This window comes from Alkalinema sp. FACHB-956 (assembly GCF_014697025.1).
Taxonomy (GTDB): Bacteria; Cyanobacteriota; Cyanobacteriia; order Leptolyngbyales; family Leptolyngbyaceae; genus Alkalinema.
Genome location: NZ_JACJRC010000003.1, coordinates 34,299 through 60,556 on the forward strand (window position 1 = coordinate 34,299; position 26,258 = coordinate 60,556).

The 26,258-nt window shown below is 50.8% G+C and carries 22 protein-coding genes; 9 read left to right on the top strand and 13 right to left on the bottom strand.

Annotated features, from left to right (window positions below; all coding sequences use genetic code 11):
- Nucleotides 1-121: 121 nt before the first annotated feature.
- The gene (gene petA / locus H6G21_RS05360) at nt 122-1,096 is read right to left on the bottom strand and encodes a cytochrome f (RefSeq protein WP_190571335.1); all 975 of its coding nucleotides are present in this window, start codon (nt 1,094-1,096) and stop codon (nt 122-124) included.
- 63 nt (nt 1,097-1,159) lie between these two features.
- The gene (gene petC / locus H6G21_RS05365; RefSeq protein ID WP_190571337.1) at nt 1,160-1,699 is read right to left on the bottom strand and encodes a cytochrome b6-f complex iron-sulfur subunit; all 540 of its coding nucleotides are present in this window, start codon (nt 1,697-1,699) and stop codon (nt 1,160-1,162) included.
- Nucleotides 1,700-2,110: 411 nt separating this feature from the next.
- Between petC and H6G21_RS05370 the strand changes: the two genes are divergently transcribed.
- Nucleotides 2,111-2,428 (top strand): DUF3067 family protein, encoded by a 318-nt coding sequence (locus H6G21_RS05370; RefSeq protein WP_190571339.1) that lies wholly within the window; start codon nt 2,111-2,113, stop codon nt 2,426-2,428.
- 45 nt (nt 2,429-2,473) lie between these two features.
- On the opposite strand, the gene H6G21_RS05375 is transcribed toward H6G21_RS05370, so the two are convergent.
- From H6G21_RS05375 to H6G21_RS05385, 3 genes are all read right to left on the bottom strand, one after another.
- Entirely contained in the window at nt 2,474-3,280 is an 807-nt protein-coding gene (locus H6G21_RS05375) for an ABC transporter permease (RefSeq protein ID WP_190571942.1), read from the bottom strand.
- A gap of 291 nt (nt 3,281-3,571) precedes the next feature.
- Nucleotides 3,572-5,029: a thioredoxin-disulfide reductase gene (gene trxB / locus H6G21_RS05380; RefSeq protein WP_199307043.1), complete on the bottom strand. Its 1,458-nt coding sequence runs from the start codon at nt 5,027-5,029 to the stop codon at nt 3,572-3,574.
- On the bottom strand, nt 5,010-5,150 hold the full coding sequence (locus tag H6G21_RS05385) for a hypothetical protein (RefSeq protein WP_190571343.1): 141 nt from the start codon (nt 5,148-5,150) through the stop codon (nt 5,010-5,012). The genes trxB and H6G21_RS05385 overlap by 20 nt, the downstream gene beginning before the upstream one ends.
- A 194-nt stretch (nt 5,151-5,344) precedes the next feature.
- On the opposite strand from H6G21_RS05385, the gene H6G21_RS05390 reads away from it, so the two are divergent.
- The 3 genes from H6G21_RS05390 (at nt 5,345) to H6G21_RS05400 (ending at nt 9,808) form a co-directional block, all read left to right on the top strand.
- Nucleotides 5,345-6,703, top strand: coding sequence for a methyltransferase domain-containing protein (locus tag H6G21_RS05390; RefSeq protein WP_190571345.1), 1,359 nt, complete (start codon nt 5,345-5,347; stop codon nt 6,701-6,703).
- 124 nt (nt 6,704-6,827) lie between these two features.
- Nucleotides 6,828-7,394: a type IV pilin-like G/H family protein gene (locus H6G21_RS05395; protein WP_190571347.1), complete on the top strand. Its 567-nt coding sequence runs from the start codon at nt 6,828-6,830 to the stop codon at nt 7,392-7,394.
- A gap of 188 nt (nt 7,395-7,582) precedes the next feature.
- Entirely contained in the window at nt 7,583-9,808 is a 2,226-nt protein-coding gene (locus tag H6G21_RS05400; RefSeq protein ID WP_190571349.1) for an O-linked N-acetylglucosamine transferase, SPINDLY family protein, read from the top strand.
- Between the two features lie 109 nt (nt 9,809-9,917).
- Here the strand turns inward: H6G21_RS05400 and H6G21_RS25595 are convergent, their stop codons facing one another.
- From H6G21_RS25595 to H6G21_RS05425, 4 genes are all read right to left on the bottom strand, one after another.
- Nucleotides 9,918-11,618: an FkbM family methyltransferase gene (locus H6G21_RS25595; RefSeq protein ID WP_242041665.1), complete on the bottom strand. Its 1,701-nt coding sequence runs from the start codon at nt 11,616-11,618 to the stop codon at nt 9,918-9,920.
- An 88-nt stretch (nt 11,619-11,706) separates the two neighbouring features.
- The gene (locus tag H6G21_RS26165) at nt 11,707-13,254 is read right to left on the bottom strand and encodes an FkbM family methyltransferase (protein WP_199307044.1); all 1,548 of its coding nucleotides are present in this window, start codon (nt 13,252-13,254) and stop codon (nt 11,707-11,709) included.
- Between the two features lie 114 nt (nt 13,255-13,368).
- A complete protein-coding gene (locus H6G21_RS05420; RefSeq protein WP_190571351.1) occupies nt 13,369-16,098 on the bottom strand; it encodes an O-antigen ligase family protein in 2,730 nt (909 codons plus the stop codon).
- Nucleotides 16,099-16,129: 31 nt separating this feature from the next.
- Complete coding sequence (locus tag H6G21_RS05425) at nt 16,130-17,596, bottom strand: sugar transferase (protein ID WP_242041666.1); 1,467 nt, start codon at nt 17,594-17,596, stop codon at nt 16,130-16,132.
- A 307-nt stretch (nt 17,597-17,903) separates the two neighbouring features.
- Here H6G21_RS05425 and pgl point away from each other — a divergent pair, with 307 nt between their 5' ends.
- The 4 genes from pgl to xth all read left to right on the top strand — a co-directional run bounded on the left by pgl (nt 17,904) and on the right by xth (nt 22,425).
- The gene (gene pgl, locus H6G21_RS05430) at nt 17,904-18,656 is read left to right on the top strand and encodes a 6-phosphogluconolactonase (RefSeq protein WP_190571352.1); all 753 of its coding nucleotides are present in this window, start codon (nt 17,904-17,906) and stop codon (nt 18,654-18,656) included.
- A gap of 277 nt (nt 18,657-18,933) precedes the next feature.
- Nucleotides 18,934-19,737 carry an FHA domain-containing protein gene (locus H6G21_RS05435; RefSeq protein ID WP_190571354.1) on the top strand — a complete coding sequence of 268 codons (804 nt, stop codon included), beginning with the start codon at nt 18,934-18,936 and terminating at the stop codon, nt 19,735-19,737.
- Nucleotides 19,738-20,135: 398 nt separating this feature from the next.
- Entirely contained in the window at nt 20,136-21,500 is a 1,365-nt protein-coding gene (locus H6G21_RS05440) for an FHA domain-containing protein (protein WP_190571356.1), read from the top strand.
- A 139-nt stretch (nt 21,501-21,639) separates the two neighbouring features.
- Nucleotides 21,640-22,425 (top strand): exodeoxyribonuclease III, encoded by a 786-nt coding sequence (gene xth / locus H6G21_RS05445; RefSeq protein ID WP_190571358.1) that lies wholly within the window; start codon nt 21,640-21,642, stop codon nt 22,423-22,425.
- A gap of 63 nt (nt 22,426-22,488) precedes the next feature.
- Here the strand turns inward: xth and H6G21_RS05450 are convergent, their stop codons facing one another.
- Nucleotides 22,489-23,295 (bottom strand): TIGR00297 family protein, encoded by an 807-nt coding sequence (locus tag H6G21_RS05450; RefSeq protein WP_190571360.1) that lies wholly within the window; start codon nt 23,293-23,295, stop codon nt 22,489-22,491.
- A gap of 91 nt (nt 23,296-23,386) precedes the next feature.
- Nucleotides 23,387-23,671, bottom strand: coding sequence for a hypothetical protein (locus H6G21_RS05455; RefSeq protein ID WP_190571362.1), 285 nt, complete (start codon nt 23,669-23,671; stop codon nt 23,387-23,389).
- Nucleotides 23,672-24,127: 456 nt separating this feature from the next.
- Here H6G21_RS05455 and H6G21_RS05460 point away from each other — a divergent pair, with 456 nt between their 5' ends.
- Nucleotides 24,128-24,577 (top strand): VOC family protein, encoded by a 450-nt coding sequence (locus H6G21_RS05460; protein WP_190571950.1) that lies wholly within the window; start codon nt 24,128-24,130, stop codon nt 24,575-24,577.
- Here H6G21_RS05460 and H6G21_RS05465 read toward each other — a convergent pair.
- Both H6G21_RS05465 and H6G21_RS05470 read right to left on the bottom strand, forming a co-directional pair.
- The gene (locus H6G21_RS05465; protein ID WP_242041668.1) at nt 24,532-25,368 is read right to left on the bottom strand and encodes a triacylglycerol lipase; all 837 of its coding nucleotides are present in this window, start codon (nt 25,366-25,368) and stop codon (nt 24,532-24,534) included. The two genes, H6G21_RS05460 and H6G21_RS05465, sit on opposite strands and share 46 nt — an antisense overlap.
- Nucleotides 25,307-25,843, bottom strand: a complete 537-nt coding sequence (locus H6G21_RS05470; RefSeq protein ID WP_190571364.1) for a hypothetical protein — start codon at nt 25,841-25,843, stop codon at nt 25,307-25,309. The genes H6G21_RS05465 and H6G21_RS05470 overlap by 62 nt, the downstream gene beginning before the upstream one ends.
- Nucleotides 25,844-26,258 lie beyond the last annotated feature (415 nt).

Genomic DNA, 26,258 nt, shown 5'->3' on the forward strand with positions numbered 1-26,258 from the left:
AACCCATCAGAGCCTTCGCAAATAAAAAGGGCCTGGACAAACCAGACCCTCACTATCGCAACATTTAGGATATTTTCAACCAGGGCTAGAAAGTTACATCAACTTCCTAGCCTTGCGAATGTTAGAAGTTCATTTCAGCAGCCTGAACACGCTCAACCTGCTTCTTCTTCAGGACTAGCAGAATTTGCGCCAACGTCGCGATCGCGAAGAATGCCAACAGACCCAGAATCCGGTTGGGGTCTTGCAGAACGATTTCCACATCCGCTTGACCAAATCCACCCACGTTGGGGTTATTCGTCAACGCAGCACCGGCTGCCACTTCATCCCCTTCTGCCACAATCAAGGAAGGACCAGGCGGAATCACATCTTCAGCGGTGCCCTTTTCCCCTTGGATCGTTACGCTATAACCGCCATCTTCGGTTTGCGCGATCGCAGCGATCGTGCCAGCTTGGGACGCAGTGTAAACGGTGTTATTGCTCTTTTCCCCGGTGGGATACACCTGACCCCGACCCCGGTTACCACCCACATGGATTTGGTACTTCCCAAATTCAATGGCGTCATCTTCGTTCGGATCGGGAGCCAGGATGGGGAACTTCAGTTCCTCGTACTGGTCTCCAGGCAGAGGCCCCACAACCAGAATGTTGGGCTTGTCTTCGCTGTAGGGTTGAATGAACATGGAGTTCACTTCTTCCCGTTGTTCATCGGTCAAGCGATCTTCGGGAGCCAGAGTAAAACCTTCCGGCAACACCACAACCGCACCCACATTCAGCCCCGTCTTGCTACCGTCCCCAGCAACCTGTTGGATGCTCTTATCGTAGGGAACCTTCACCACGGCTTCAAACACCGTATCCGGTAGAACGGACTGAGGGACTTCGACCTCGGTGGGCTTCTTCGCCAAGTGGCAGTTAGCACAGGCCAGACGCCCCGTTGCTTCCCGGGGATTTTCGTACTGCTGCTGCGCAAAGATCGGATAGGCAGAGGCAGGCTTAGACAGGGACAGACTTGCGGTCAAAAAGACGCAAGCGATCGTAACTGCCAGGACTGCTCTGCGGAGAATGGCCTTCAGCCAGTTTGCAGAAACATTAACCGTTTTCATGAATACCCAGTCAACGCAATAACAAAACGCAATAAAAAAAGACGATGGGAAAACGCTTAAACCCTAAGCCCACCAAGGATCTTCACCGGTACGGAAATCTTCTTCCGTCCATTGGGTGAAGTTGATGCGATCGTTCTCAATGGTGGCATGGGCCAGCGCCAAAGATTGGGGTGCAGGCCCCCGGACAACTTTGCCCGTTGCGTCGTACTGAGAGCCGTGGCAGGGGCACATGAATTTGTTTTCGCTCGCATTCCAGGGCACAACACAGCCTAAGTGTGTGCAGACAGCATTAATCCCATAGCTTGCGATCGTGCCATCATCTTGCACCACCACGTAGGTCGGATCACCCTTCAAGCCCTGAGCCAGAGAGCGATCACCCGGCAAGTGGGTTGTGAGATACTCACTGACAACGATATCGTTACCCAATGCATCCTTAGCGGTAGCACCACCACCACTACCCCCGGTCGAGGGTGGGATGAAATAGTTCACCACAGGATACAGCGCACCCAGCGCAACTCCGGTCACAGTACCGAAGGTGAGTAGGTTCATGAATTGGCGACGACCCATGCTGGGAACGTCTGCGGAACTGGAGACTTGAGCCATGACTACACTAGATGGTTCGGGAGTGACTTCGGACGACAGAAGGCAATTAAAGAGCAAAACGAATTCTTAACGCTTTGTCTTAATATCTCTTTACAAAAGAAGAGTATTGATGCTGCGATCGTTGATCCATGCACAACGTTTATCCAACGTTTTACAGTTGATAACACCTCATCAAGCCATTGATAGGCGCAGCATACAGCCTTTCCAACATTGTATTATTACAGACTTTAACGCCGAATTAACATGGAGCCTGAGATTACTCATCTAGGAGATCCCGTTCATGAAATTGTTCTAAGCGTGAAGGGGTTCAGATTTCTCAGGCTACCGATTGAATCCAGGGGAGGTTGTCTAGGGATACAGGGTAGGAGGGTGGGAGAGTGGTAGGGTAGTGGAAGACGATCGACCTTCGCTATGACAGGACAAGACCTTCAAGAAATTCTGATTAATAAGTGGGGTTTTTCCTACGATATTCAACTGCGCCAAGTCAAAGGCAAAATTTTTGTTCAAGTGATGTGGAAGTACTTGGAACAGGCATCCTTTGGGGCGACGGAGGAGGAGTATGTTGCTCACCTCAACTGGGTACTGAGTCATTTAGAAGCTTGGGGTGTGGTGGAGCAGGTATCAAGTTATGTCGAGAAAACCCGCGAAAAACCCCGCATTGGCAAAGCCGTCAGTATTCCTGTTGATTTGGGCGATCGGGCCTCGGAATGGCTCCTAGAAGATTTATAACCCATTCCCTACTCCCTACTTTCCTACTCCCTACCCTCCTACCCTCTACCGCCCCTTCTTCTCCGTCAACGCATTCAACCCCTCTCCCAGAAACGACAATCCAACCACCATCAACGTCATCGCCAATCCCGGAAACAGGGCTGTCCACCAAATACCGCCCGTGGCCAGGGCATCCAAAGCTTGCCGCAAATCCTGCCCCCATTCCGGTGTTTCCTCCGGCAGTCCCAATCCCAAAAAGCCCAAACCGCCCAGGGTCAGAATGGCATCGGCGGCATTCAGGGTGAGAATCACGGGAACGCTTTGAATTACATTCAGTCCCAGATATTTCGTCAGCACACGCCAGGTGGAAGCGCCCATCGCCTGGGCCGCTTCGATGTAAACTTCGGTTTTGACACTGACGGTTTGGTTGCGTACCACTCGGTAGTACTGGGGAATGTAGGCGATCGCGAGGGCAATGGCCGCATTCAGCACCCCCCGTCCCACGACAAACGCCAGCGTCACAGATAGCAGCAACCCTGGTAGGGTGTAGACCGTATCCATGCAAAAGAGCAGCACCCGATCGAACCAGCCGCCCAGGTAACCGCTGACCATGCCCAGGGGCACGCCTAGAAGCAGGCTAAAGAAAATCGCTAAAACGACCACCTGTAAAGCTGCTTGGGAACCAAACACCGTGCGGGAAAACACGTCATAGCCGAGGCGAGTTGTGCCGAACCAATGGTTCCAGGAGGGGGCAGCCTGGGGGGGATTATCTAAAAATTCCGTGGGATCTTGTAGCAACCCGATCGCTTGCAATAACGGAGCCAGTAGCGCGATCGTGATAAAAAACAGCGTCATCACAGCCCCAATCTGCATCAGACGCACCGATAAACTATCTGTGCCCGAAGGCTTGAACCACCGAACCACTCTACTTGCGACGGAATTGCTAACCACCATAGGTCTACCCTGGGTCTATCCCGCAGAACTACAACACTCTGCAATCAAATTAATTTGCAAGAAATCTGCAAGAAATCTGCAATGAAAAAGAGCCACTGAACCAATGACTCTTCACACAATACTCTATGGATTGGTCTATGAATTGATCACGATCGTCTAACTCACGTCTTTCCTGAAGAACGATCGGTGTGAGAACTGGAGCCGTGAAAACTAGAGGTTCGCTTGAATCACCTCGCGATACTGGCTCTTTTGTTTCACCCCCAACATTTCTTCCACCTTGTCTTTGTGTTTGAAGAATTGAATCGTTGGGGTTCCCACTACTCCCGCCGCTTCTGCCACCTCCGGATCTTCCGTAATGTCAATTTCCACATAGTGAATTTGGCCAGCAAATTCCGCCACGATCTTGCCTAGGATCGGTTTCAGGGTATGGCAGGGGCCACAGGTGGGGGAGGCGTATTTCACCATGATTAGCCGATCGCTTTCGTGGTAAAGCTTCCGCAGGGCATAACCGCCAATATGGTGGGTGATGTCGAGGCTGAAGTTAGCGGAAGTGGTGACCGTCGGTGTCGGGGCCGTCTTAGAACCGGTATCCTCTGAGGCGGGGGTTCCAGCAGGTTCTGCTTCAGAATCGGCAGCAGGGGCTTCTGCACGGGTTACATCCAATTTAACTTCCTGGGCTAAGCCATGGTGGGACAACCAGCGTTCTGCCAAGAGTGCCGCCATGCAACCCGTCCCAGCGGCGGTAATGGCTTGACGATATTCATGATCCTGCACATCCCCGGCGGCAAAGACCCCTTCAACACTCGTGGCGACGGAGCCGGGTTGAGTCACGATGTAGCCCACCTCATCCAGATCCAGCTGACCTTTAAACAGGCTGGTGTTGGGGTTATGCCCGATCGCGTAGAACAGACCCTTGGCGGCAATTTCGCTTTCTTCGCCCGTTTGGTTATTTTTGACCCGCACGCCGGTCATAAAGCCGTTTTCCCCAAACACATCGATCGCCGATGTATTCCAATGCACCGTAATTTTGCTATGGCTCAGCACTCGGTCTTGCATCGCTTTACTGGCCCGCAGTTTGTCACCCCGGATCAGCATGTGCACCTGACTGCCGTACTTAGTTAAGAACAGCGCTTCCTCCGCTGCTGTATCCCCACCACCGATAATCACCAGAGGCACATTCTGGAACATGGGCACTGCTCCATCACAAATGGCACAGGCAGAAATACCGTGGTTCCAGTACTGGCCTTCGCTGGGCAGTCCAAGCCGCTTGGCCGTTGCGCCCGTCGCGATGATAATACTGTGAGCCTTGACGGTTCGATCGTCGGATTTGATGACAAACGGACGCTGACTCAGATCGACCTCCGTCACATCCTCAGTGATCAGTTCTGCTCCCCAGCGATCGGCCTGGGCTTTCATCCCTGCCATCAACTGAGGCCCCGTAATGCCATTGGGAAAACCGGGAAAGTTTTCAACTTCGGTCGTGGTCATGAGTTGGCCACCGGGCAATCCTCCCGCTTGAAACCCTTCAAACACCAGTGGTTTCAAATTGGCCCGCGCTGCATAAATGGCTGCTGTATAGCCTGCTGGCCCCGACCCAATAATGACGAGATTCTCAACTTGATTCTCAATTGGATTGTCAATTTGGCTTTCAACCGTGGGAGTTGCCATAGGGATCAAATACAAACTCATAACGACTACGGATAATATACCGCAGGATTTCTGGTTTTGGGAAGGGTGCATTGAGAATGTGCTCGTAACCCTCAACGGCACGGGCATGGGAATCCAGCATTTGGAATACATGCAATGTCAATCCCCCCTTCAAACCCACCCCTTCCGCAAGCTGTAGCGCTTAGTCAGATCCCCCATTTCTGACCTCATATCTCATAGCAATGGCTGATAATCCTGCGACTTTTCTCGTAGGAACGGGCATATTGGAGACAGTTTTAATTGTTCGTCCTTTTCTAGAACTGCAGGAACAATCCAATGACAGCGGCCCAACCCAGCAACCCAGCAACCCTCTCTAATCAAACCCTCTCTAATGAAGCGTTAGAAAAGCTCAGGCAGCATTTTAACAAAGCCCCCTATCCTCGGGTGCCATTGGATGAGTATCCCAATGACCGCAATGCCCTCTATGTTCATAGCCTAACCACCGCTTACTATCGCCGTAACCATCGCGTGATCAATCCTCAGGGGAAGGTGATCTTAGACGCAGGGTGTGGAACGGGTTACAAGTGTCTGATGCTGGCTGAGGCCAACCCAGGGGCCAAAATCATTGGGTTAGATCTCTCTGAAGATTCTGTGGCACTGGCGCGGGAGCGGCTAGCCTACCACAAAGTCGAAAATGCTGAATTTTATGCAATGCCCATTGAGGATTTACCCAGCTTGGGCTTACAGTTTGACTACATCAACGCTGATGATGTGTTGTATCTGATCCCTGATCCCGTCGTTGGGCTTCAGGCCATGGCCCAAGTGTTGCAGCCCGATGGAATTTTGCGAGCTAATTTCCACAGTTCTTTACAAAGAGCAGCCTATTTTCGGGGGCAACAATTTTTTTCTGCTTTGGGGCTGATGGATAGCGCACCGGATGACCAGCACATAGCACTTGTGCGGCAAACCATGAATGCGCTCAAAGATGGCACAAAACTGAAGCTATATGCCTGGAACCCCAACTTTGAGACTGAAGATGAACATATTCTTGCAAATCACCTCCTGAAAGGTGATAAAGGATGGGTACTACCCGAATTTTTTGCTGCTCTTAAAGCCGCTGGTTTAGAGTTCATTAGCATGGTGAACTGGTGGCAGTGGGATTTAGTGCAACTGTTCAAAGATGTGAACGAGTTACCCTTGGAAATTGGCTTGGGACTGGCTGAAAAAAGCCTGGAAGAACAATTACATCTGTTTGAATTACTACATCCAACGCATCGCCTTTTAGATCTCTATAGTGGATTGCCAGGATCTTCGCAAGAGCAGAGTCTTCCTGACGATTGGGACTGCGAACAGTGGCAGACTGTAACCGTTCACTTACATCCCCTGCTCTGTAATACGGTGTTTCAAGAAGGTTTAGAAAACAGTATTTTGGCGGTTCAACCGTTGCAGCTACATCACTACCTGTGTTTTAGCAATGACCCTGTTGCGATCGATAGTGGAATGGCAACCTGTCTGCTCCCCTTGCTAGAGGCTCCTCAGTCCTTGGCCGATCTGGTGCAATCTTGGTGTCGAGTGCGTCCATTTAACCCAGTCACCTTAGAACCAACAGATGAGCAAACCGCGATCGACCTAGTGAAAGCTCTCTTAATTCGACTAGAGAGCCTAGGGTATATCTTGCTCGATCGACCTATCTAAGCCTGTTTGCACCATTCTGGAAATTTTTTTCGGCTTAGGTGATCGGAATTGTGATTCGGCTGGGTAAGTTAGATTCAAGAGATTTGAAGTCCAACAAATCCTGCACCTTAAGGAGAAACTTTCGATGAAGACCGAACTGAAGGCTAAACTGCTGCAACACTTGGCTGGTAAAAAGCGTGAAGGTGGTTTCACCCTGATCGAACTGCTGGTTGTGATCATCATCATCGGTATTTTGGCTGCTATTGCACTGCCTTCCTTCCTGAACCAAGCAAACAAAGCGAAGCAGTCTGAAGCTAAGCAATACATCGGTTCCATGAACCGCGCTCAACAGTCCTACTACTTGGAAAAAGACCTGTTCGCTAGCAACGCTGACTTCGGCCAATTGGGTCTGGGTATCAAGACTGAAACCGGTACCTACAAGTACACCATTGCTGGTGGTGGCGCTAACAGCACCAACGCTGCTAACTTGGCTAACCCCATTCAAGACGCTACCGCACCCCTGAAGACCTACGCAGGCGGTGTACAGATCGGTCAAGTCGCTGCAACCAGCGAAGCAACCACTTTGGCAGTTCTGTGCGAATCTGAAAAGGCCCGTGTGAATGGTGGTGGAGTTGCTGTCATCGGTTCTGTTAACTTTGTTCCAAACGGTGCCCCAACTTGCGGTGGTGGCTTTACTGAACTGAAGAAATAATTCTTAGTCAGATTTCTGTTTTTTGTTAGAGAGTGGATGCTTGATTGCTATCCACTCTTTTTGTTTGAGTAATCGTGTTTGATGTATTTAGTGTAGTGAATTGCAGTCTACTCTAAATCGTAATCTACTCTACTCTGCATTTCCGAGATCCCCCATCTTGTAAACATCTGCAATTATTTTTACTGGCTATGCTACTTTCTCCAGATCAATTCTCCTTAATTCAAGCAAATCTTCAAACCAAACAGTATTCTGGACTGATCGATCGCTTAGAAGGTTGGATTCAAGAAAAGCCAACTTGTCAGGTTTACTATTGGTACTTGGGATTAGCCTTTCTACTCAGCCATCAAGAAGAAGAAGCCCAATTCACTTGGTTATCGACATTGGCGGAGGCAGGAGATGCGGAGGAAGAATGGCTGAATGAATTGGTCGCCGTTATTGAGGCAGAGGCCCAACGAAAAGCTTCATTCAGTAGCTTGGAGAATACACAGGATGATGTTTGGCTATTGCGTCAACATCTGCGCTCCATTTGTCCGACCAATCTATCAAACTTATTGGGCATCATTCAATTAGCCGCCCAGCAGGATCACTGGGTTCCAGAAACCGACTGTGTTGCAGAAGCGATCGACCTTTTAGCAACCTGTCCCAGAAATCACTTGAATGCATCCTTAGCGCTGGAAACGATGGGCCAGCTATTGCAACACGCTCCCATGCATCCAGAGTCGGCTAATTTTGTCCGGGCTTGTATTCCCCATGTACCAGACTTGAATGCGTTAATCCATTGTTTGTTTCCCGCTGCGATGCGGATTGCCCATTCCGCCCGCAATCCCAAGCTTGCAGCACAATTGGCAGAAGCCTACCTGGAAGTTGATCCCGACAACCAAGAATTTTTGGGACAATTGGTGACGTTTTATCAGGATGCAACGGACTACGATACAGGCATCGCAACGGCAAAGCGTTACTATGCGGCTGTAGAAGGCTTGGTCAAGCAAATTTTTGCCAGCCATTTGATTTTGCGAGGGCTATTGAATGCGGGTGGTTATTGGGAGGAAGCGATCGCGGCTCTCCAGCGGCACCAGCAACTTCTCCAATGCTTATCGATCGATTCCCTGCAAGACCTTGCCTCCGTTCATGTATTGCGATTGCTGACATCAACCTATTTTTTGCCCTATTTTCAAGATACGCTGGATAACTGCCAGTTACGGCACCACGTCGTGGAAATGGCGCAAAATCAACTGCGGGCGTTGCATGCTGATACCGTTACTCGATATCACCAGGGACATCAGCAACGACGGGCAAGGGCCGATCGCAATCGCCCAAAACTCAAGATTGGTTACCTCTCCCACTGCATGGGGCGTCATTCCGTAGGCTGGCTGGGTCGTTGGCTGATTCAGCACCACGATCGCGATCGTATTGGACTCTACGGCTATTTCATCAACGAACGATTGGGTGACTCTTTACAATCTTGGTATGTAGAACAGTTTGATCAGGCTTACTTCCTCGATCGAGATTTTGGAGATAGTAGCCAACGCATGGCCGACCAAATTCATCAAGATGAAATTGATATTTTGGTGGATCTTGATAGCATCACCCTGGATGTCACCTGCGAAATCTTAGCCATGAAACCAGCCCCCATTCAAGTGACTTGGCTTGGCTGGGATGCGATCGGGATGTCTGCAATCGACTACTTCATTGCCGATCCCTATGTTCTCCCGGAGAATGCCCAAGCCTATTACACAGAGAAGTTATGGCGTTTACCTGAAACCTATATTGCGGTGGATGGATTTGAAGTAGGCGTACCAACGCTACGACGATCGGAATTAGAAATTCCAGAAGATGCAATGGTTTATCTGACGACGCAACGAGGATACAAGCGCCACCGAGACACCGCACGATTGCAACTGAAAATTATCCATGGTGTTCCTAACAGCTATCTTCTGATTAAAGGATTTGCTGATGATCAGGCGATTCAGAAATTTTTCTACGAATTGGCTGACGAAGTTGGGGTCGATCGCGATCGGCTACGGTTCCTGCCCAATGCAGCCTCGGAGGCAGTTCACCGAGCTAACTTGCGGATTGCAGATGTTGTGCTAGATACCTATCCCTATAATGGTGCGACGACAACCCTAGAGACGCTATGGATGGAAGTGCCGATCGTGACTTGGGTGGGACAACAATTTGCTGCCCGCAATAGCTACACCATGATGATGAACGCAGGCATTACCGAGGGCATTGCTTGGAGTGCTGAGGAATATGTGGAATGGGGAATTAAATTAGGAACTGATTTAGATCTCAGAAAGCAGGTTGTCTGGAAACTGCATCAGTCTAAACAGTCCTCACCACTCTGGAATGGCCAACTCTTTGCCCAGGAAATGGAAAAAGCCTTTGCTGCCATGTGGGAGCAGTTTGTTGGGTAAGACTGAAGCCTATGGCACCAGTCTGAAGCCTATGGCAGAGGATGGGTTCGTGTTCCAGATACCCATCCTCTGAGAATCTTGAGTCATTCCTAGTTTTCCTGACCTGTACCTAACGAGTTTGCTGCATAGGAATATTTTCGACTAGTCGTGGATTGTCCAGGGGATTACGAGATGCAATGAAAACAGCACGGGTAAATCGTTGATGAGAATAGTCTAGCGTCCAATCGATCGGAAATTCCTCATGACTGGGTTGAGTGGTGGGTAAGTAAACAAAAGGAAAATGCTGCTTCAGTTGTTGATACACCCACGATCGGCTAGGTCGGCAGCCCAAGCCATGGATACTTTGAGTTTTGCTAGCTGCCGGTTCTTCACAGGGATTCAATAGCTCATCCGTATCCGTTGAAACTGCGGTTTCCAGTAGCAATAAATCACCGCAATGTTTAGCCATAAATTGCAGCGCCGTAACGGGATCCTGTAAGTGATACAATAACCCATAGCAATACACCACATCAAAGGTGCGATCGAACGTCATATCTGGATGATCGCAATCTAAAAGATAGGATTGTAACTGGGGGAAGCGTTGTTGCAGGATTTCAAAGTTATCAGCCCGACCTTCAGTTGTCACTACATCACAACCCCGATCGAGAAAGAAAGAGGTATGATCGCCAATTCCAGCACCCACTTCCAGCACCGATCGACCTTGCAAAGGGAGTCCCAAGCTTGCCAAGTGTTCTAACCGTCGTTGGTTATGACGTAAATAATGCTCACTTTGAAAAGCTTGAACAGGCGGGGCATAGACAACTTCCTCCAGAATCGGCTCCGGTGATAGTACTGGTATGGGCTGCTGGAGGTAAGGCTGCACCTTTTGCACAACCGGCACATTGTCTAACCCTTGTTTCAAGAGATCCGGGACTTGAGCCAAACTTTGAACGATCGCGTCGGCTAGGTTATAGGCTGGATTTTGCTGACCAAACGTTAAGGTGAGGTGTTCAAGCAGTTCTAAGGCATAGTCAGTAAACTCTAGTGCATCCGCGATGCAGGCGAGTTTGAAGATGGCTTCTGGGGTTTTGAAGGCTTCCGGTGTGCTGGCCTGCAACGGATCGCGTAAGTAAATAGCATCGGACCACAATAATTGGCCTGGACGCTTGATAGAATGCAACGGAGAACGCTGTTCGCGACAGAGGGGAGAGAGATCAAACAATGTAAATCCCTGTTGTCGCAGGAAGGTATCCGTTTCAGCAAACAACGGTTCGTCCCGATAAATGGGTGAGAATTCTACTTCCGTTTGGATGGCAAACACCGATCGCTGAAGTAAGGCTCGTGCCCCCTGGAGGACTTGGAGATTGGCCCCTTGGACATCCACTTGCAGGAAATCCACTTCTTCGATCGCCTCATCCTGACAAAATTGATCGAGCGTTGTGGTTTCAATTTCCACCGTAGACGCAAGGCCAACTAAGTCAGGAAAACGTGGAAACCGCTGAATCAATTCCTCATTCGGCGGATAGAGCGAACTACACATGGGATTTTTAGTGATGTGTAGAGTGGCTTTACCAACTTCCTTCGCGATCGCGATCGGGATATGAAATTCATTCCAATCCTGACCCTGGGCTTCAAAGGCAGCATTTGCCGCTTCACAGGCTTCCGGATCAGCATCGAAGCCAATAATGGTTAAATTGGGCGCAAACGCTCCCCAGTTTTGGCTACCATAATCATCGGCAGTAGTGATTTTGCGAGACCCGACGTTCACCAACATCATGGAGATCTCATCTAAATAACCAAGTTGCTTGAGGATAGGTAAGAAAAATGCCATAGGAATTACAGTAGGAATTACAAAAGAGATGGTTTAACTATCGCGATCGCACAGGCGCTATCAAAACAAATCGACTAGTTATGGAAAATTAGCTAGGCACTGCGATGACATTTAAACAGTCATCTAACGCTTCCGTTGTATCTAAAGGAATCAATTGTTTCAGAAAGGGTTGATAGCGGAAAAGTTGGTAACCGTTGTCTTGAAGAAACTGAGCCACGGTGAGATTGCTGCCCTTACTGCCTGCAATATTTTCGTACAGAATGGTAGGTTTGAATTCCTTCAGCAAGCGATCGCTGCCCATCAACACCTGTAACTCATGGCCTTCAGCATCGATTTTCAGGAAATCTACCCGCGTCAAACGATGGTGATCAATCAGACTATCTAAGGTAAAACACGGCACCGCTTCATAACTGCCCTCTGGAAGATCAACATCCTCTGCACAAACTTCGTTGAGTTCACTGCTACTTTGCAGAGCTAATTTCAGAGACCCTTCGTGGTCGCTGGCAGCCCCTCGGCAAATAATCACTTGCGGCAGCTGATTAATTTCGCAGGTTTGCACCATCGCAGCCACGCATTTTGAAAAGGGTTCGATCGCCAAGACCTGGCCTTGGGTACCGACCTGCTGCGCTGCACTGAAGGTATAAATTCCCACATTGGCACCGACATCAAGAACGGTCATTCCCGGTTGAATCCGATCGCGCCAGAATTCCATCTCCGCCTCAAACCAATCCCCCGCACCCAGCAAAACGCCCGTGACTAAGCTTTGAAAACTGGCATCAATCACAAAGTGCAATCGATCGAAGGGACAATGGGTAATGGCACTATCGAGGGGTAAATTGGCCCAGGGTGCCCGAACTGCCTGTCCACGGTGCTGATAAAATTCTGCTAACCCTAAGTCACCGAGGCTACGATAGGCTAGACACAAGCTTTGCAGAATTTCAGGTTGTTGTGGCTGTAAATCGATCGCTCGTTGCAGATTCAATAGTCCTTCCCATTGTCCACTCATCAACCGAGCCAATCCTTGCTTGAGTTGCAAAGCAACGGACTGGGGAAAGAGGGTGTCCGCGATCGTGAGAAACCGTTGGCCAAGGGGATTGTAAAAAATTGGATTGCAGTGTACGAGCGCTGCCGCACTCAGTCGTTGAGCCTGTCCGTCGCCGTTGGCCGAGGTTAAAATTACCTGTAAAAAGCGATGGCGCAGTTCAAATTCACTGGGTAAGTAAACCAACCCCAAGGGCGCAGAACGACCAATTTCAGCATTGCCAATCACCCCCGAAAACGCAATTTGGCGAGCGTCAGCGCTATTGCCGATTAATCCCTGGGCGATCGCGAAATGGATGGCGCAGAGTGGATGCTGTCCCTGGGCGGCTTGGAGTGCCTCGATCGCCGTTTCAAAGTAGACCGATCGTAGTTCTGAATTATCCGCCTGTTCCGCTTCGATCAACGCAATGACAGCGATGTTATTTAAATCTAACGCCGTTTGCGGATTGTCCCAATCTGTCTGGGCTAAGCCTGTGTAGAGTTGCGATTGGAGATCGGAGTCTAAGGGAATTTCTAGACGCTCTAGGTATTGGAGATAGGTGCGAGCGGTCGCAGGGAGTTCGGAAAGTTGGGGATGCATGACAGAAAGGGGCACTCTGAAAATGGAACTTCAAACCAGATATTCAACCATTCACGGGACAGCATAACCGCCTAGTCAAAGTATGCCTTTTGTGGATGGGAAAATGAACATTCTCAGTCAAATCGTCATCTAGCGATCGCGGGACTTGGGAGAGACGGCTTCGACCAGCTTTGTTTGCAAGGGCTCTAGCAGGGTATCCAGTTGTGGATCGTAAAATATACGCGGAAAGACATCGGGCATTAATACCGTAGTACCGACGTTATCTGATACGGTGAGAAAATCGCTGGGCAGGGGGCCGTCAATATGACGACTGAGCACACCAAACCCGACCCGCGATCGACGGGCTGGATTGGCTGGAGCATTGAGCTTAATCCATTGGTCAAAGGAGGCCGATCGTTCCATAGAGGCTTGCAATTGCTCCATCATGCCTGGTGGTGGCGCATCTGAGATGCTATTGACCCAGGCGGCAGTGAGTTGCTCAGGGCGTTGGTTCGGTTGTGTCCAAGCTGCGATCGTCGCGGATAAGGTGGGTGACAGTTCTGCTTTCAAGGTATCACTGAGGGCCTGATTGTTAGCAAGGTCGATCGCCGCTTGTAATGGTTTGTAGTTGCTGGCTTGAGCGTCTTCCTTCGCTCCGGTTAAATTACCCATCCACCAGCGCACTCGACTGCGATAGAACCGTAGTGATTGAATCAGTATTTCATTTTGTGCTTGACTCAAGAAATCAGTCAGAATGCCCTCCGATCGTTTCAGCACTTGGTCAAATAAGGGTTTTTGTTTAGCATCGCGCCAGAGGGGACTGGCCATAAAGTTGGGGTCACGGATGACTTCCAGGGCGATCGCTTCGATCGCACGATCCAGTTGATTGTCGTAGAGCAAACTCAAGCCTAAGCCATAGAGCACACCGCGCTTCGCAGGCAGCAGCTTCGCCGCTTGGGCAAATTCCTGGGCAGCTGCTTTGGGTTCGCGATTGAGTAACAGCCAGCCCAGATTCGTATGGCCAAATTCCTGGGAGGCCGTCATTTGATTGGCGTTGCGGAACGTGCCGATCGCCTGTTCCAATAACTGCGGATTGGAGGTTTTTAGGCCCACATCCCCCAGATTCCAAGCCAATTGGTAGGCATAGTAAGGTTCCCACGGCGCAACTTTGGTGGCATCGGTAAGGGACTGCACAAAACGATCGAAAAATGCCTGTTTCTCTTCCGGGATTTTGCTAGTTTCCACCTGCTGTAGGGCATTGAATCCCTGGCTGGACAATAACCAACCCTGGTAAATCGGCCAGAGGGATACAATCACAAGTAGTAATGCGCTAATAGCTCCGATCGGAATGATTGTAGAAATTCTAGAACGACCCTGCGATCGAACGTCTGAAAATTCATTCTCTTGATCCTCTGCAAATAATTCACTGGAACCATTGCGGCAACTACTAATAATGACTGAGAGAATCACCACAATCATGCCGCTGATACAGAGGTTATCCAATTGGTAATCACTCAGACTTTGTAATGCATAGGCAAACAGACTTGCGAATAGGCAATAGATCAAGGGAGAATGCCGATCGCGATCGCGCCACCATTGGAAGCCCAATAGTCCGATCGTGGCAACCCCCAACCCCAGTCCCGGCAAACCCAATTCTGCCCAAAGCTGCGCTGGGGTACTATGCAGCTGAAAAGCCCATTCTGCTTCCTGTCCAGCCCAATCCGGTCGGTATTGTTGGTAGAGCAATGGCACCGATCCCAACCCTTGTCCGGTGATGGGACGGCTTAGCCCCATCTTCCAGCCCGTCACCAGGGTAATCAGCCGATAGCCAAATTCTCCGGGGACATAGCCCCCCTGAAGGGCGCGAAAAATTCCCTGGAGACGACCGGTGCTGACCACTAGTGCCAGCATTAAGCCAACAATGCCCAGCCCAGCGAGTACATATTGCTTGGGTAATGCGGTTTTGGGCAGACGATCGAGGGCGTGATCCCTTCCGAGATCGTATACGCGATCGGAGAGTTGAGGGTCTGGCCCTTGCTCCGGCGCTTGAACCTTTTGGCGAATTTGTATTTGACTAGTTAGGTGCACAGCCCCCAAGGCAACAAGAACGACAACCACCGTGAGTAACGCACTCCGGGATGCCGTTGTATAGAGATCCAGGAAACCTAATCCTGCACCACCCCACCAGAGCCATTTGCGCATGCCCTTATTTTCTAGCCCCAGCCCAATCAGTAACGGAATCGCTAGGAGTAAATAACCCGCAACATAATTCTGATGGCCGATCGGAGCCCAATTCCGATTTTCCAACACCGATAAATTGAACGGCAGTGAAACGCCTGTCGTTTGCTGGAGCGCTTGCAGCCGTTGTAACGTAGGCAACCAGGTTTGGCTAGCCCATAACCCCAAACTCGTGGCAATAAACCCCAAACTCAAATAGCCTTGCCATTGCAGTAGCTGTATCCTTCGGTGTGTGGTTGTCAGCCAGTGATTCAGGGCGTAGAGCGTCGCAATTAAACACAGGGCTGCGGCTCCATACCAGCGCGCTTGGGTAGGAAACACTGCGGTGATGGATGACAGGACGATCGTGACGATCGCGGCGATCGCGATCCCATCCCACCCCTGCCCTAGGGGAAGCCAGCGTCGAGTTTGCAACCCTTGCCCCAGCAGCCACAGCACCGGACAGAGCAACGCCACCTGCCAAATAAACACCCACGGCCAAGACACCACCACCGTACTGCTATCCGGGAGCAGCGTGAACAGTGCGTAGAGTGCTGCGGTCAAGAGTGCCAAGAGCGGACGGGAAGCAGACGTTTGGGCCGCAGCAGAATCGGGGGCAGATGAATCGGGCATAGAGGAATCGGGCATGGGGGATTCGGGCATGGAGATTACCTGACAGGGCAGTAGCAGCAGACTAGTATGCGCCTTTTCCAAAAAGCACAATTTTGATGGTTTGGAGCAAAATTTCTAGATCTAAATTGAGTGACCAGTGATCGATGTAATACAAATCGAGGCGAGCCGCGTCACTAAACTCATCAATGTCCGATCGGCCAGAAATCTGCCACAGGCCCGTCATTCCCGGCAGCACTTGGTGGCGGATATGGTGCCATTCATCAAACCGTTCCACATCTCGCAAGGGAAGCGGACGGGGGCCAACCAAGCTCATCTGACCCAGCAACACGTTAAATAACTGCGGCAATTCATCCAAACTGGTGCGACGCAAAAATCGACCGATCGGCGTGACGCGGGGATCCTCCTTCAGTTTGAACATGATGCCATCTTGGCTCTGATTCTGGGCTTCCAACGCCGCTTGCAGTTGGGCGGCATTGCGATACATCGTGCGGAATTTCCAAATCCGGAAGGGGTGGCCATGGAGACCAATGCGTTCCTGGCGAAAGAAGATACTGCCGGGGGAGTCGAGTTTCAGCGCGATCGCAACTCCAACAAATAACGGCAACAGCAAGATGAGACCGAGGGATGCGCCCACCATATCCACCCCGCGCTTGACCCGATAGTCCCAGCCCGTTAGCAAAGGCGGTTCTAGACGCAGGGTGGGCACTCCAGCAAAAATTTCGGGAACGCCACGACGGTGCAACGTTTCCACACTGGAGGGCAACAGCCGCAGCACAATCCCCGATCGCCGCAACTGCCAGTAAAGCTGCGAGGCCAATTCCGTTTGTGGCAAACTTTCCGCTAGCACTTCCTGGGTGCCGGAGGCCAAGATCGATCGGGTAATGGCCTGACTGGTGGCCATGGAGGATAAGGCCGCCCCCACAATGCGATAGCGCGGTTGTCGTTGTAGGACGCGGGCTAATTTGGGCAACCGCGCCGCTGGGGCAATTAAAAAGACCTTCGTCGGTGCTTGTAACCGTTCCAGAGCCTGCAAAATCAAGCTGGATAGCAGCCGAAAACTCACCACCAGCACAATGCTACTCATCCAGGCAGTCATCACCAACGATCGGGGCGGCGCGAGTTTGGGATCATAGAAATACTGGCTGACTAGGGAGAGGAGATAAACCAGGCTGACCAATTGGCCCGATCGCACATAGTCCTTTGCCCGTGCTGTCGCTTGGTACAGTCCGCCCCAGGCAAAAACGCCCAAGGTAATGCCCGCGAACGCCCAGAACAGCCCCGGCAAGCCCAGCCACAGCCCCCAATCCAATTGCGGCGGCAAGGGAGAATAAAACTGGTTGAGAAAAACGGCAATCCCCCAGGAAATCGCCAGCGACACCACATCTCCGAGTAACCACGTCAAGACCTTAACCCAGCGCCAGTAACGGAGGGGTTGGGGCAGTTGCTTCGTGGGCGCACGCAGGTCTTGCGGGCCTTTGAGGTCGATCGATGTGCGATCGGGTAGATTCGCCATGCCGCGATACAGCATCCTGAAACATCCGGGAAAAGTGCGAAAGGAGCTCAATGGGCAATCTTGGCCAACGGCTCTGCTCCTCTGCGGTATGAACCGATCGGGTCAGCCAACTGGCTCAAAATCATCCTAGGAAACCCGTAGGAAACACTTAAGAGTATTCCGCAGTTAGCTGGAAAAACGATCAGCCCAATCGCTGTCCGGATCCTTAAAATTCTAAGAGGACAACGGGACAACCCTAGCGTTCTTAGCTATCCTGTCGAATAGCTGTCAAATCGCGCTGTCAAAAGCGCTGTCAAATCGCGATTGTGGGAAGGGCGAATCAATGGGCACAGCAGGAAGAATTGAAATTTTGCCAGATGTGGCAGGTGTGGTTACCCGATCGCGGGCATTGATCGTAGAGCGCTTACAAACGGCGATCGCAGAGCGGGGGATCGCAACCATCGCCCTCTCCGGGGGCAGTACCCCGCAGCCGTTGTACGAACAACTGGCCACAGAAAATTTGCCATGGGAGAAGATTCATCTCTTTTGGGGAGACGAGCGCTATGTCCCCTACGACCATCCGGATAGTAACTACCGCATGGTGAAACGAGCCTGGATCGATCGGGTCGGCTTACCCTCCGAAAATATTCACCCCATGCCCACCCAGTTTGCGGATCCTGCCAGCGCCGCCATTCAGCACGAAGCTGATTTACGCATTTTCTTCACCACCTACTTTGCCGATTCACCCCCTACGGAATGGCCTGCGTTGGATGTGATTCTATTAGGCATGGGGGACGATGCCCATACGGCCTCGTTATTTCCTGGTACCGCTGCACTGCAAGTGCGCGATCGCTGGATCACCGTGGGGGAAAAATCCGGCCAACCTCGATTAACCTTCACGATTCCCTTGATTAATGCCGCCCGCAGCGTCATTTTTATGTTGGCAGGTGCAAATAAACAAGCAGCCTTGCAGCACGTCTTTGCCTTGGAAGCGGATGACTTTCTATATCCATCTCGGTTCATTCAACCCCAGGGTGAACTTTGGTGGATTATGGATCAAGCAGCGGCACAGGGGCTACCAGAGACAATGGCCTAGTGAACCTAGATTGCCTAGTCAACCTAGATTACCTAGTGAACCTAGATTGCCTAATTCAATACATCGCCTGTTCAAGACTTTGATTTCCGGTTCAAGACTCTGATTTTTTGAGGTAATTCTTCGCTTGGCTGCTCGGTAATGTTAAGTTCTCTGTACTTAAATTTCTCTGTACTTAAATTTCTCTGTACTTAAATTACCCTGCACGTAGTTTCTCTACACGTAATTTCTCTGCACATAATTTCTCTGTACTTAAGCATCCTTCTGTCCTAGTTTGATCATGATTAGCTGTCCCAACTGTAACCACCAAAATCCTGCCGGTGCTGTGCAATGTGAGTCGTGCTTTACCCCATTGCCGACCCTATCCTCCTGCCCCAACTGTGGTGCGTCGATTCAATCAGATGCCAGTTTCTGCGGTCAGTGTGGGTTTAATCTGCAAACGATCGCAGCCCCAGCTTCTACACCAGTTTCCGCCCCAAGTTCCACCCCAGCTTCTACACCAGTGGCCGCTGCCGCTTCTGCGCCACCCCCACCGCCCCTAGACCCGGATGCGATCGCCGCTGCATTTCCCGATCTCATCCCTCCGGATCCCATCATCATTCCCGAGCCGATCGTGGCGGTTCCGCCCCCACCCGTTCCCGTAGCCAATGCCCCAAGCGAGGCTTCTCCCGCAGCGCCCCTGCCGCCCGTCGAAGTGCGCCCCACCCTGAACCTGTCTCAAGGGAGAGTGCCTGAGGGCCATACTCAGCTACAAATGCAAACCGCTAAGTTGCTGCACCTACAAACCAATGTGGTGATTGAGTTACCCCAGGGGGTTCCCGTGGTTCACATTGGCAAGCCCAACGATCGCATCCCCCCCGATATTGATGTATCCGGCTTTCCCAATTCCGAAATCGTCTCTCGGATCCATGCAGATATTCGCGTGGAGGGGGATGTGTACTTTGTAGAAGACGTGGGCAGTTCCAACGGCACCTATGTCAACAACTCGCCCTTACCGGTGGGCAGCCGCTACCGCCTGCGTCCAGGTGATCGAGTCTCCCTGGGCAAGGGGGATAAAGTCACCTTTCTATTTCAGCTCACGTAATTCCTTTAACGATTTCCCGTTCGTCCCGTCCCTCAGCTCTTTCGATCTTCCCTGAACAACGGCCCTCGGAGTTTTTACCTTTTTAAGAGAGCCTGGGGGGAGATCGAGCGTTTGAGCATCCAGTGCGTCAGTTCTGGAAAATTGACGGACTCTGCGGTTCGGAAACCAACTGCTAGGTTAGGATGAGTTGGGCAAGCGTGCTGTTCATGCAAACTATACCGATCGTTCACTGAATTTATTCAAAATACCGATTTAATTTGAGTTATTGTTTTGAATTATTTGAGTTCCAACTTTGAGTTCCAACCAGTAGATTATCGGGAATAATGCCTTCAGAAAGCAAAATTCGTGATATTTGATTCAATATTCGTTCTCCAGTTGTGTTTCGCTGAGATAATCGTGTGATTACTCTGACTCTGCTGCATCCAGTGCAATCAACGCCAGTTCAAAGCTGGTCGTTCGAGCACGAGTCCATTATCCGGGTCGGTCGATCGACGGATAACCAAGTGATTCTTTATAGCGCGGTGGTTTCGCGCCACCATGTGGAACTGCGCTGTACCAATGGACAGTGGGAAATTGTCAGTTTGGGAGCCAATGGCACCTACGTTGACGGAAAGCGGATTGTCCGGGTACCGATTCAGCATGGCATGGTGTTTCGCTTGGCTCGATCGGGCCCTAATCTCCAGGTACAAATCGTTCCCACAGCTAAACCGGTTGTGACCCATGGCGCAGGAGCAGAAGTGCGGTCTGTCCCGCCACCCCCGCCACCCCCTCTGCGCCCCATACCCCTCCCCCGATCGGAGTATCGCCCTGCCCAGGAGAGCGAACAGAGTGTGGATCAATTTACTCGACTTGTGGATGACGAAGGAGAAACGACGGAATCCCTCGCAGACGAGACGGATGCAAAATTGGGGGAACAGGCTAGCAGTCAGGCGGTGAGTGATGATCAACTCTTTGACCTCACCACTGGCAAACCTGTCAAAGTCTTACAAACCGTCGGCCTGTATCAAGTACTCAAGGAACTAGGCCGAGGGGATACGGGGATTACCTACCTAGCTTGGCGCGATGGCCAAACGGTGATTCTGAAAACCCTCAATGGAGAATGGCTAGCTCAGCCAGAAGCCCTCAAACGGTTTGAGGAACAGTCCCAAGTCCTACGATCGCTGAATCATCCTGGCATCCCGCGAGAATTTGACTTTTTAACCTGCGATCGCCACCCCTATCGTGTGATGGAGATGGTCTATGGCCAATCCCTGGCGGATTATGTGACCCAGCGGGGGCCATTGCCTCCGGTCGAGGCCATCTCCTGCATTTTGGAGGTCTGCGATATATTAGACTACTTGCACCATCAACCGGAACCCGTGGTGCATGGTGATATTCAGCCGAAGCATTTAATCCGCCGATCGGTGTTGAGATCGGGGCAATCCATCACGTTGATTGACTGGGGAACGGTGCGGCATTTGGGCTGGAAGACTGATCGTTATTTTAGTGGCATCGGCTACATGGCTCCCGATTTTCAAGCGCATCAGATTTTGCCGTTGAGTGATGTGTATGCGTTGGGAACGACCTTAGCCTTTCTGTTATCTGGAACCGATCCCAGTCAGTTCTATAGCCATGCAGAACAAGGTTATCGCTTCTATCCTGAACGTGTGTCAGGACTCAGTGCGGAGATGGTCAATTTGCTGCGTCAGTTAACTGAGCCGAATCCTCAAGATCGCTATCAGTCCGTTCGTGAAGTCGCTCAAGTGCTGCGGCAAATTCTCTAGGCTTCGCACCGTTGTGCAGATCTTTAGCGGATAGCCTTGCAAGGGGTTGACCCGGTGGGGCGATCGCTTGCCCTGAGGCCCACTCCTCGGTAGGGTATTGAGGTTGTATTTGCGATCGATGCGATCGAATGGGTTGCCGATGAAAATTGCCACTTGGAATGTGAATTCAATTCGCACTCGCCTTGCCCATGCAACGCAGTGGTTAGAAACCAGCGGAGTCGATCTCCTCTGTGTGCAGGAAACCAAAGTGGTGGATGAATCCTTTCCCCATGCACCGTTCCAGGAGATGGGTTATCAGACTTACATCTACGGTCAGAAAAGTTATAACGGCGTTGCGCTGATTGCCAAATCTCCGATCGAAGATGTGCGTTTGGGATTCTCTGGCGTGTTATCGGCGGATCTGGTGGGCGATTTAGATGATCAAAAACGGGTGATTAGTGCAGTCATCAACGGTGTGCGTGTGGTGAATCTCTATGTGCCCAATGGATCGGCGATCGGTAGTGAGAAATATGAGTACAAGTTACGTTGGCTAAAACTGCTGAAACAGTATTTAGAAACCTTGTTACAAACTGATTCCGATCTGTTAGTCTGCGGTGATTTCAATATTGCGTTAGAAGATATTGATATTCACGATCCTAAAAAGCGTGAGACTCATATTATGTCCTCAGATGTGGAACGGGAAGCCTTGCAATCAGTGTTATCGATCGGCCTTCAGGATGTGTTCCGCAAATTCACCTCGGAAGGCGGGCATTTCAGTTGGTGGGACTACCGGGCTGCTTCGTTCCGGCGGAATGCAGGTTGGCGGATCGATCACCACTACGCTACGGCGGCTTTATACGATCGGGCAATTCGTTGCACGATCGACAAAGCCCCCCGTCAGTTAGAACAACCGAGCGATCACACTCCGGTGATTGTAGAGTTTTAGGTGATTGCGGAGTGTTAGGTGATTGTGGAGTTTTAAAGGTGAGCCATGGGAGGGTTAGGCGGCTTAATGAAAAAGCAGCACACCTAGCCCGATCGCAACTAACGCACCAATTAAAGTATTAATCACATTCACCAACTCATTCGTTAACCAAGAAAACTGCGTTTGCAAGGTTGCCCCAATCACGCTTTCCAGATTCGTCGCCACAAATGCCGCTAGGACACAAATGGCAATCCCGATCGGGTACTGATGGGGCACTAAGCCTAAGCCCCAACCCACCAGGGCAATGACCAAAGATGCCATAATTCCCGCGATCGTGCCTTCCAGACTGACGGCTCCTTCGGTTCCCCGAGGGACAGGTTTTAAGGTGGTGATCAGAAACGTGCGTTTGCCGTAGGCTTTGCCAATTTCACTAGCGCAGGTATCGGACAGCTTGGTGGCCATGCTTGCGGTGTAGGCGAGCAGCAGGAGGGGGGGCAGCAAGGTCGCCCAAGCGGGTAACTGGCCGAATTGCATCAGTTCGCGATAGTTCCAAACCTTCAGCATCCAAAAGGCGATCGCGCAGATCGTTGCGACTAACGCTGACCCCCAAACATTTTCTGGCCCTCTAGCCCCCGATCGTTTTTCCGCAATGCCCGCTGCTTCTTTTTCTGCCATGCCAATGCGGGTAACGGCGGATCCTAACAGAAAATACACCATCATCAGCGTATAGCCCTGCCACCCCAAACAACCGTAGAGCAGCACGCCCAGAACCCAAGCATGGATGATGCCTTCTGGGGTGAGCAACTTTTTGGGGGAGAGGTAGGCGGGGATTAGCAGCGCAAAATTAATTGCGATGCCCGTCAGCCAAGGGTTGAGTAAAAAGTTCGGCATGGAATGGCAGAATCCCAATAACTCACAATTTTCACAGTTGAATTGAAAATCTCAGCACATACGCCATCAGAGACAAAAAACACTTAAATCCCTATTTACCGTACCAGAGATGAACAGCATCAGGATTGATTTCTGAACGCAACTGCATCCATTCATCAATCAGATAATCCTCTGGAATCCCATCATGCTGCTCATCCTTCAGTACAGCTAGGACATGAACCCCAGTTTTATAGCTAACATGACGGATTTCCGGCGTATAGCCTAATCGTTGTAAGGTTGTCATGACAGCGTCACTATCACCGGAAGTCGTCAAGTCCACTAGCAAAATTGTTTGTCCCTTCTTCGCGCCCGGTTTAACACAGTTCAAAACAGCCATTACTCTTTCTCCTTGTAGTTACAGTCGTATCGCTGGGGACGATCCTCAATCTTGCGAGGTTCAGTAACCGATTCAAGCTCCAAATTGTATCGCTCCGCACGTTTTTGGCATTCTGTTTGAGCTTCGGCTGGACTATTAGCCACTTGGACTATTAGCCATAATTAGCCATAATAGGTTCACTCTAACGTTCTGGCTCTTTTTCCGGATCTCGCACCATAATGAAGTTGCTCCTTAAGTTGTGATCTCAACTTTTTGGGGAAGTCGTCTCAGTGGAGTGTTGAGAGCACTTAACTGAGGCGCATTTGGTATATCAGCACTATACTTTATATATTTGCTAGATACACGATATCTTATGGAAGCTTTAGCAAGTTCAGTGGTAATAAAAGCCTGCTATACCAAACGTCATCCATACCAGATTGCAATCCCCCTCAACCACGAACTATGGATTCTACGGTACTGCATTCTATGATGTTTCACGTTGCTTTCCCGGTTAGCAATATTCCCGATACTAAAGCCTTTTATGTCGATGGGTTGGGCTGTGGGTTAGGGCGGGAAAATCGCCATTGTGTGATTTTGAATCTAGGGGGAAATCAACTGGTAGCCCATATGACCCAGGAGCCTCTGTTACCCCAAAAGGCGATCTACCCCCGCCACTTTGGGTTAATTTTCTCCAGTGAAGCGGATTGGCAAGCGTTACTCGATCGCGCGATCGCCCAGGGCTTAAGGTTCCGCGAGACAGCCAAGCGGCGCTTTCCGGGACTACCGTTGGAACATATGACGTTTTTTCTAGAAGATCCGTTTTATAACGTGCTGGAATTTAAATACTACGTTCACCCAGAGGCAATTTTTGGCAGTCAGGACTACGAGCAAATTGGCGATCGGGATGTGGTATCGGGTTCAGTTTGAGGATGAGCTTGTGGTGATCGAAGGTCTTCCTGCAACGCTTGGCAAACAGCAGAGATCACCCGATCGTCACTTACCATCCAAGCATGAACCAGCACCGGGATCGAAACATTCTGGGCGATCGATAGGACGGAACTGTGAGCTGGCACAATCATGGCATCGAAGGGTGTCCAGATGGAGGTGAAATTCAAATGCGCCAATCGCTGAAGAGTTTCATTTAAGCTCTTGAGAAAGACACTGTTAGGTCGCATTTGGATCGCTCCCGGTCGCAGGCTGCCATAGGCGATTAAGGTACCTTGATGGGGGGAGGCGATCGTCACAAACCGTTGGACCCGTGCCAATCCGCCTAGCCGTTGCAGATAGTAGCGACTCACAATGCCACCCATGCTGAAACCGACGAGATCGAAGGGGCGATCGGCAGGAAGGTTTGCGGCTACAAAGGTCTGCAACTGTTGCGCCAGCTCTTCCAGGGAAGCATCGCCATTACAAGGAATTAAATCCAAACTGTAAACCGTCCAGCCCTGTTTTTGAAGGTTGGTGGTCATTTTGCCAAAGACGCTACAGGTATCCCACATGCCATGGACTAAGACAACAGGGTTACGGCCTGTGGAGAGGGTCTTGGGATCGGTTGAGGGTTGATCAGAAGCAGAGGATACCATGGGCGATCGGGTCTCCAGCGGAAAGGAAGTCTTGCGCAAAGGAAGTCTTGCTTTGTAACTTTTAATACTTCCTTCAATTTTCCCGTTGTTGCCAGCGATCGCGCAGCCGTTGCAGACCAGTTTTGCAAGCGACATAGGCAGGCAGTTGATAATGCTCGACTAGGAGCCAAGCGGCAATCAGACAATGCAGCCCAAAGGTCACGTCTCCCCACAGCATGGGAAACGATCGCCAGGTTAAGCCTTCCAACGGGGGGAAAATGTAGGCACAGAGCCAAATGAGTTCAGCAGGAATGAGCAGGAAGACAAAACTGGCCAGCCAAACGAGAACGGTGATATCCGAGTTCCGTTGGTGCAAGGGTTGCCAGCGGTGGCCCAGCCAGCGCCAGCCCATGGGTTGCAAGCCCCCTTCTAGGCGGATGATCTGTTGTTCTAGGTTGGCGGTGAAGAGTTGCCGACAGAACTCGCAGGAAAAGGCATCCATCATCACCATCGATCGCAGTTGGCCATGGCGGCAAACGGGGCAGGTGTAATGGTCTTCTAGAACTAGGCGGCGGCGTGGGGGAGAACCCCCGATCGATCGAAGGGGCCAGAAGGAAGTAGGAAATCGCATCGACAGTCAGTCATCCTGTTAATGAGTCATCCCAGGGTGGGTTGAGTGATTCAATCTCTATTGTGTCATTCTTTTTGGGCATTACAGACTTCTCAGAGGGCGGGTGGTTCAACAGGATCTATTCAAATTCTTTATTTTGTCAACAATAAAATTGATCACCTCGTATTTTGGCCTGCCGAGGGTACCCATCCTGGGTACCCTACTTTTCTCAGGTTGACCTTGAAGGCTTGAACCAAGGCTTGAACCCATGGCCAGAACTTTGCAAGCATCTCAGGGATATCGCACGAAAGTTGCATTCTCACTGGGATCTGTAGGGCTCCCCCCCTCCTACCTAGCCCACTCTGAGAAGGGGTGATTTCTGCAAATCTGTAGTAGCAGATAACCTTGCCGAAATCATCAATTGCAACCAGCAAAT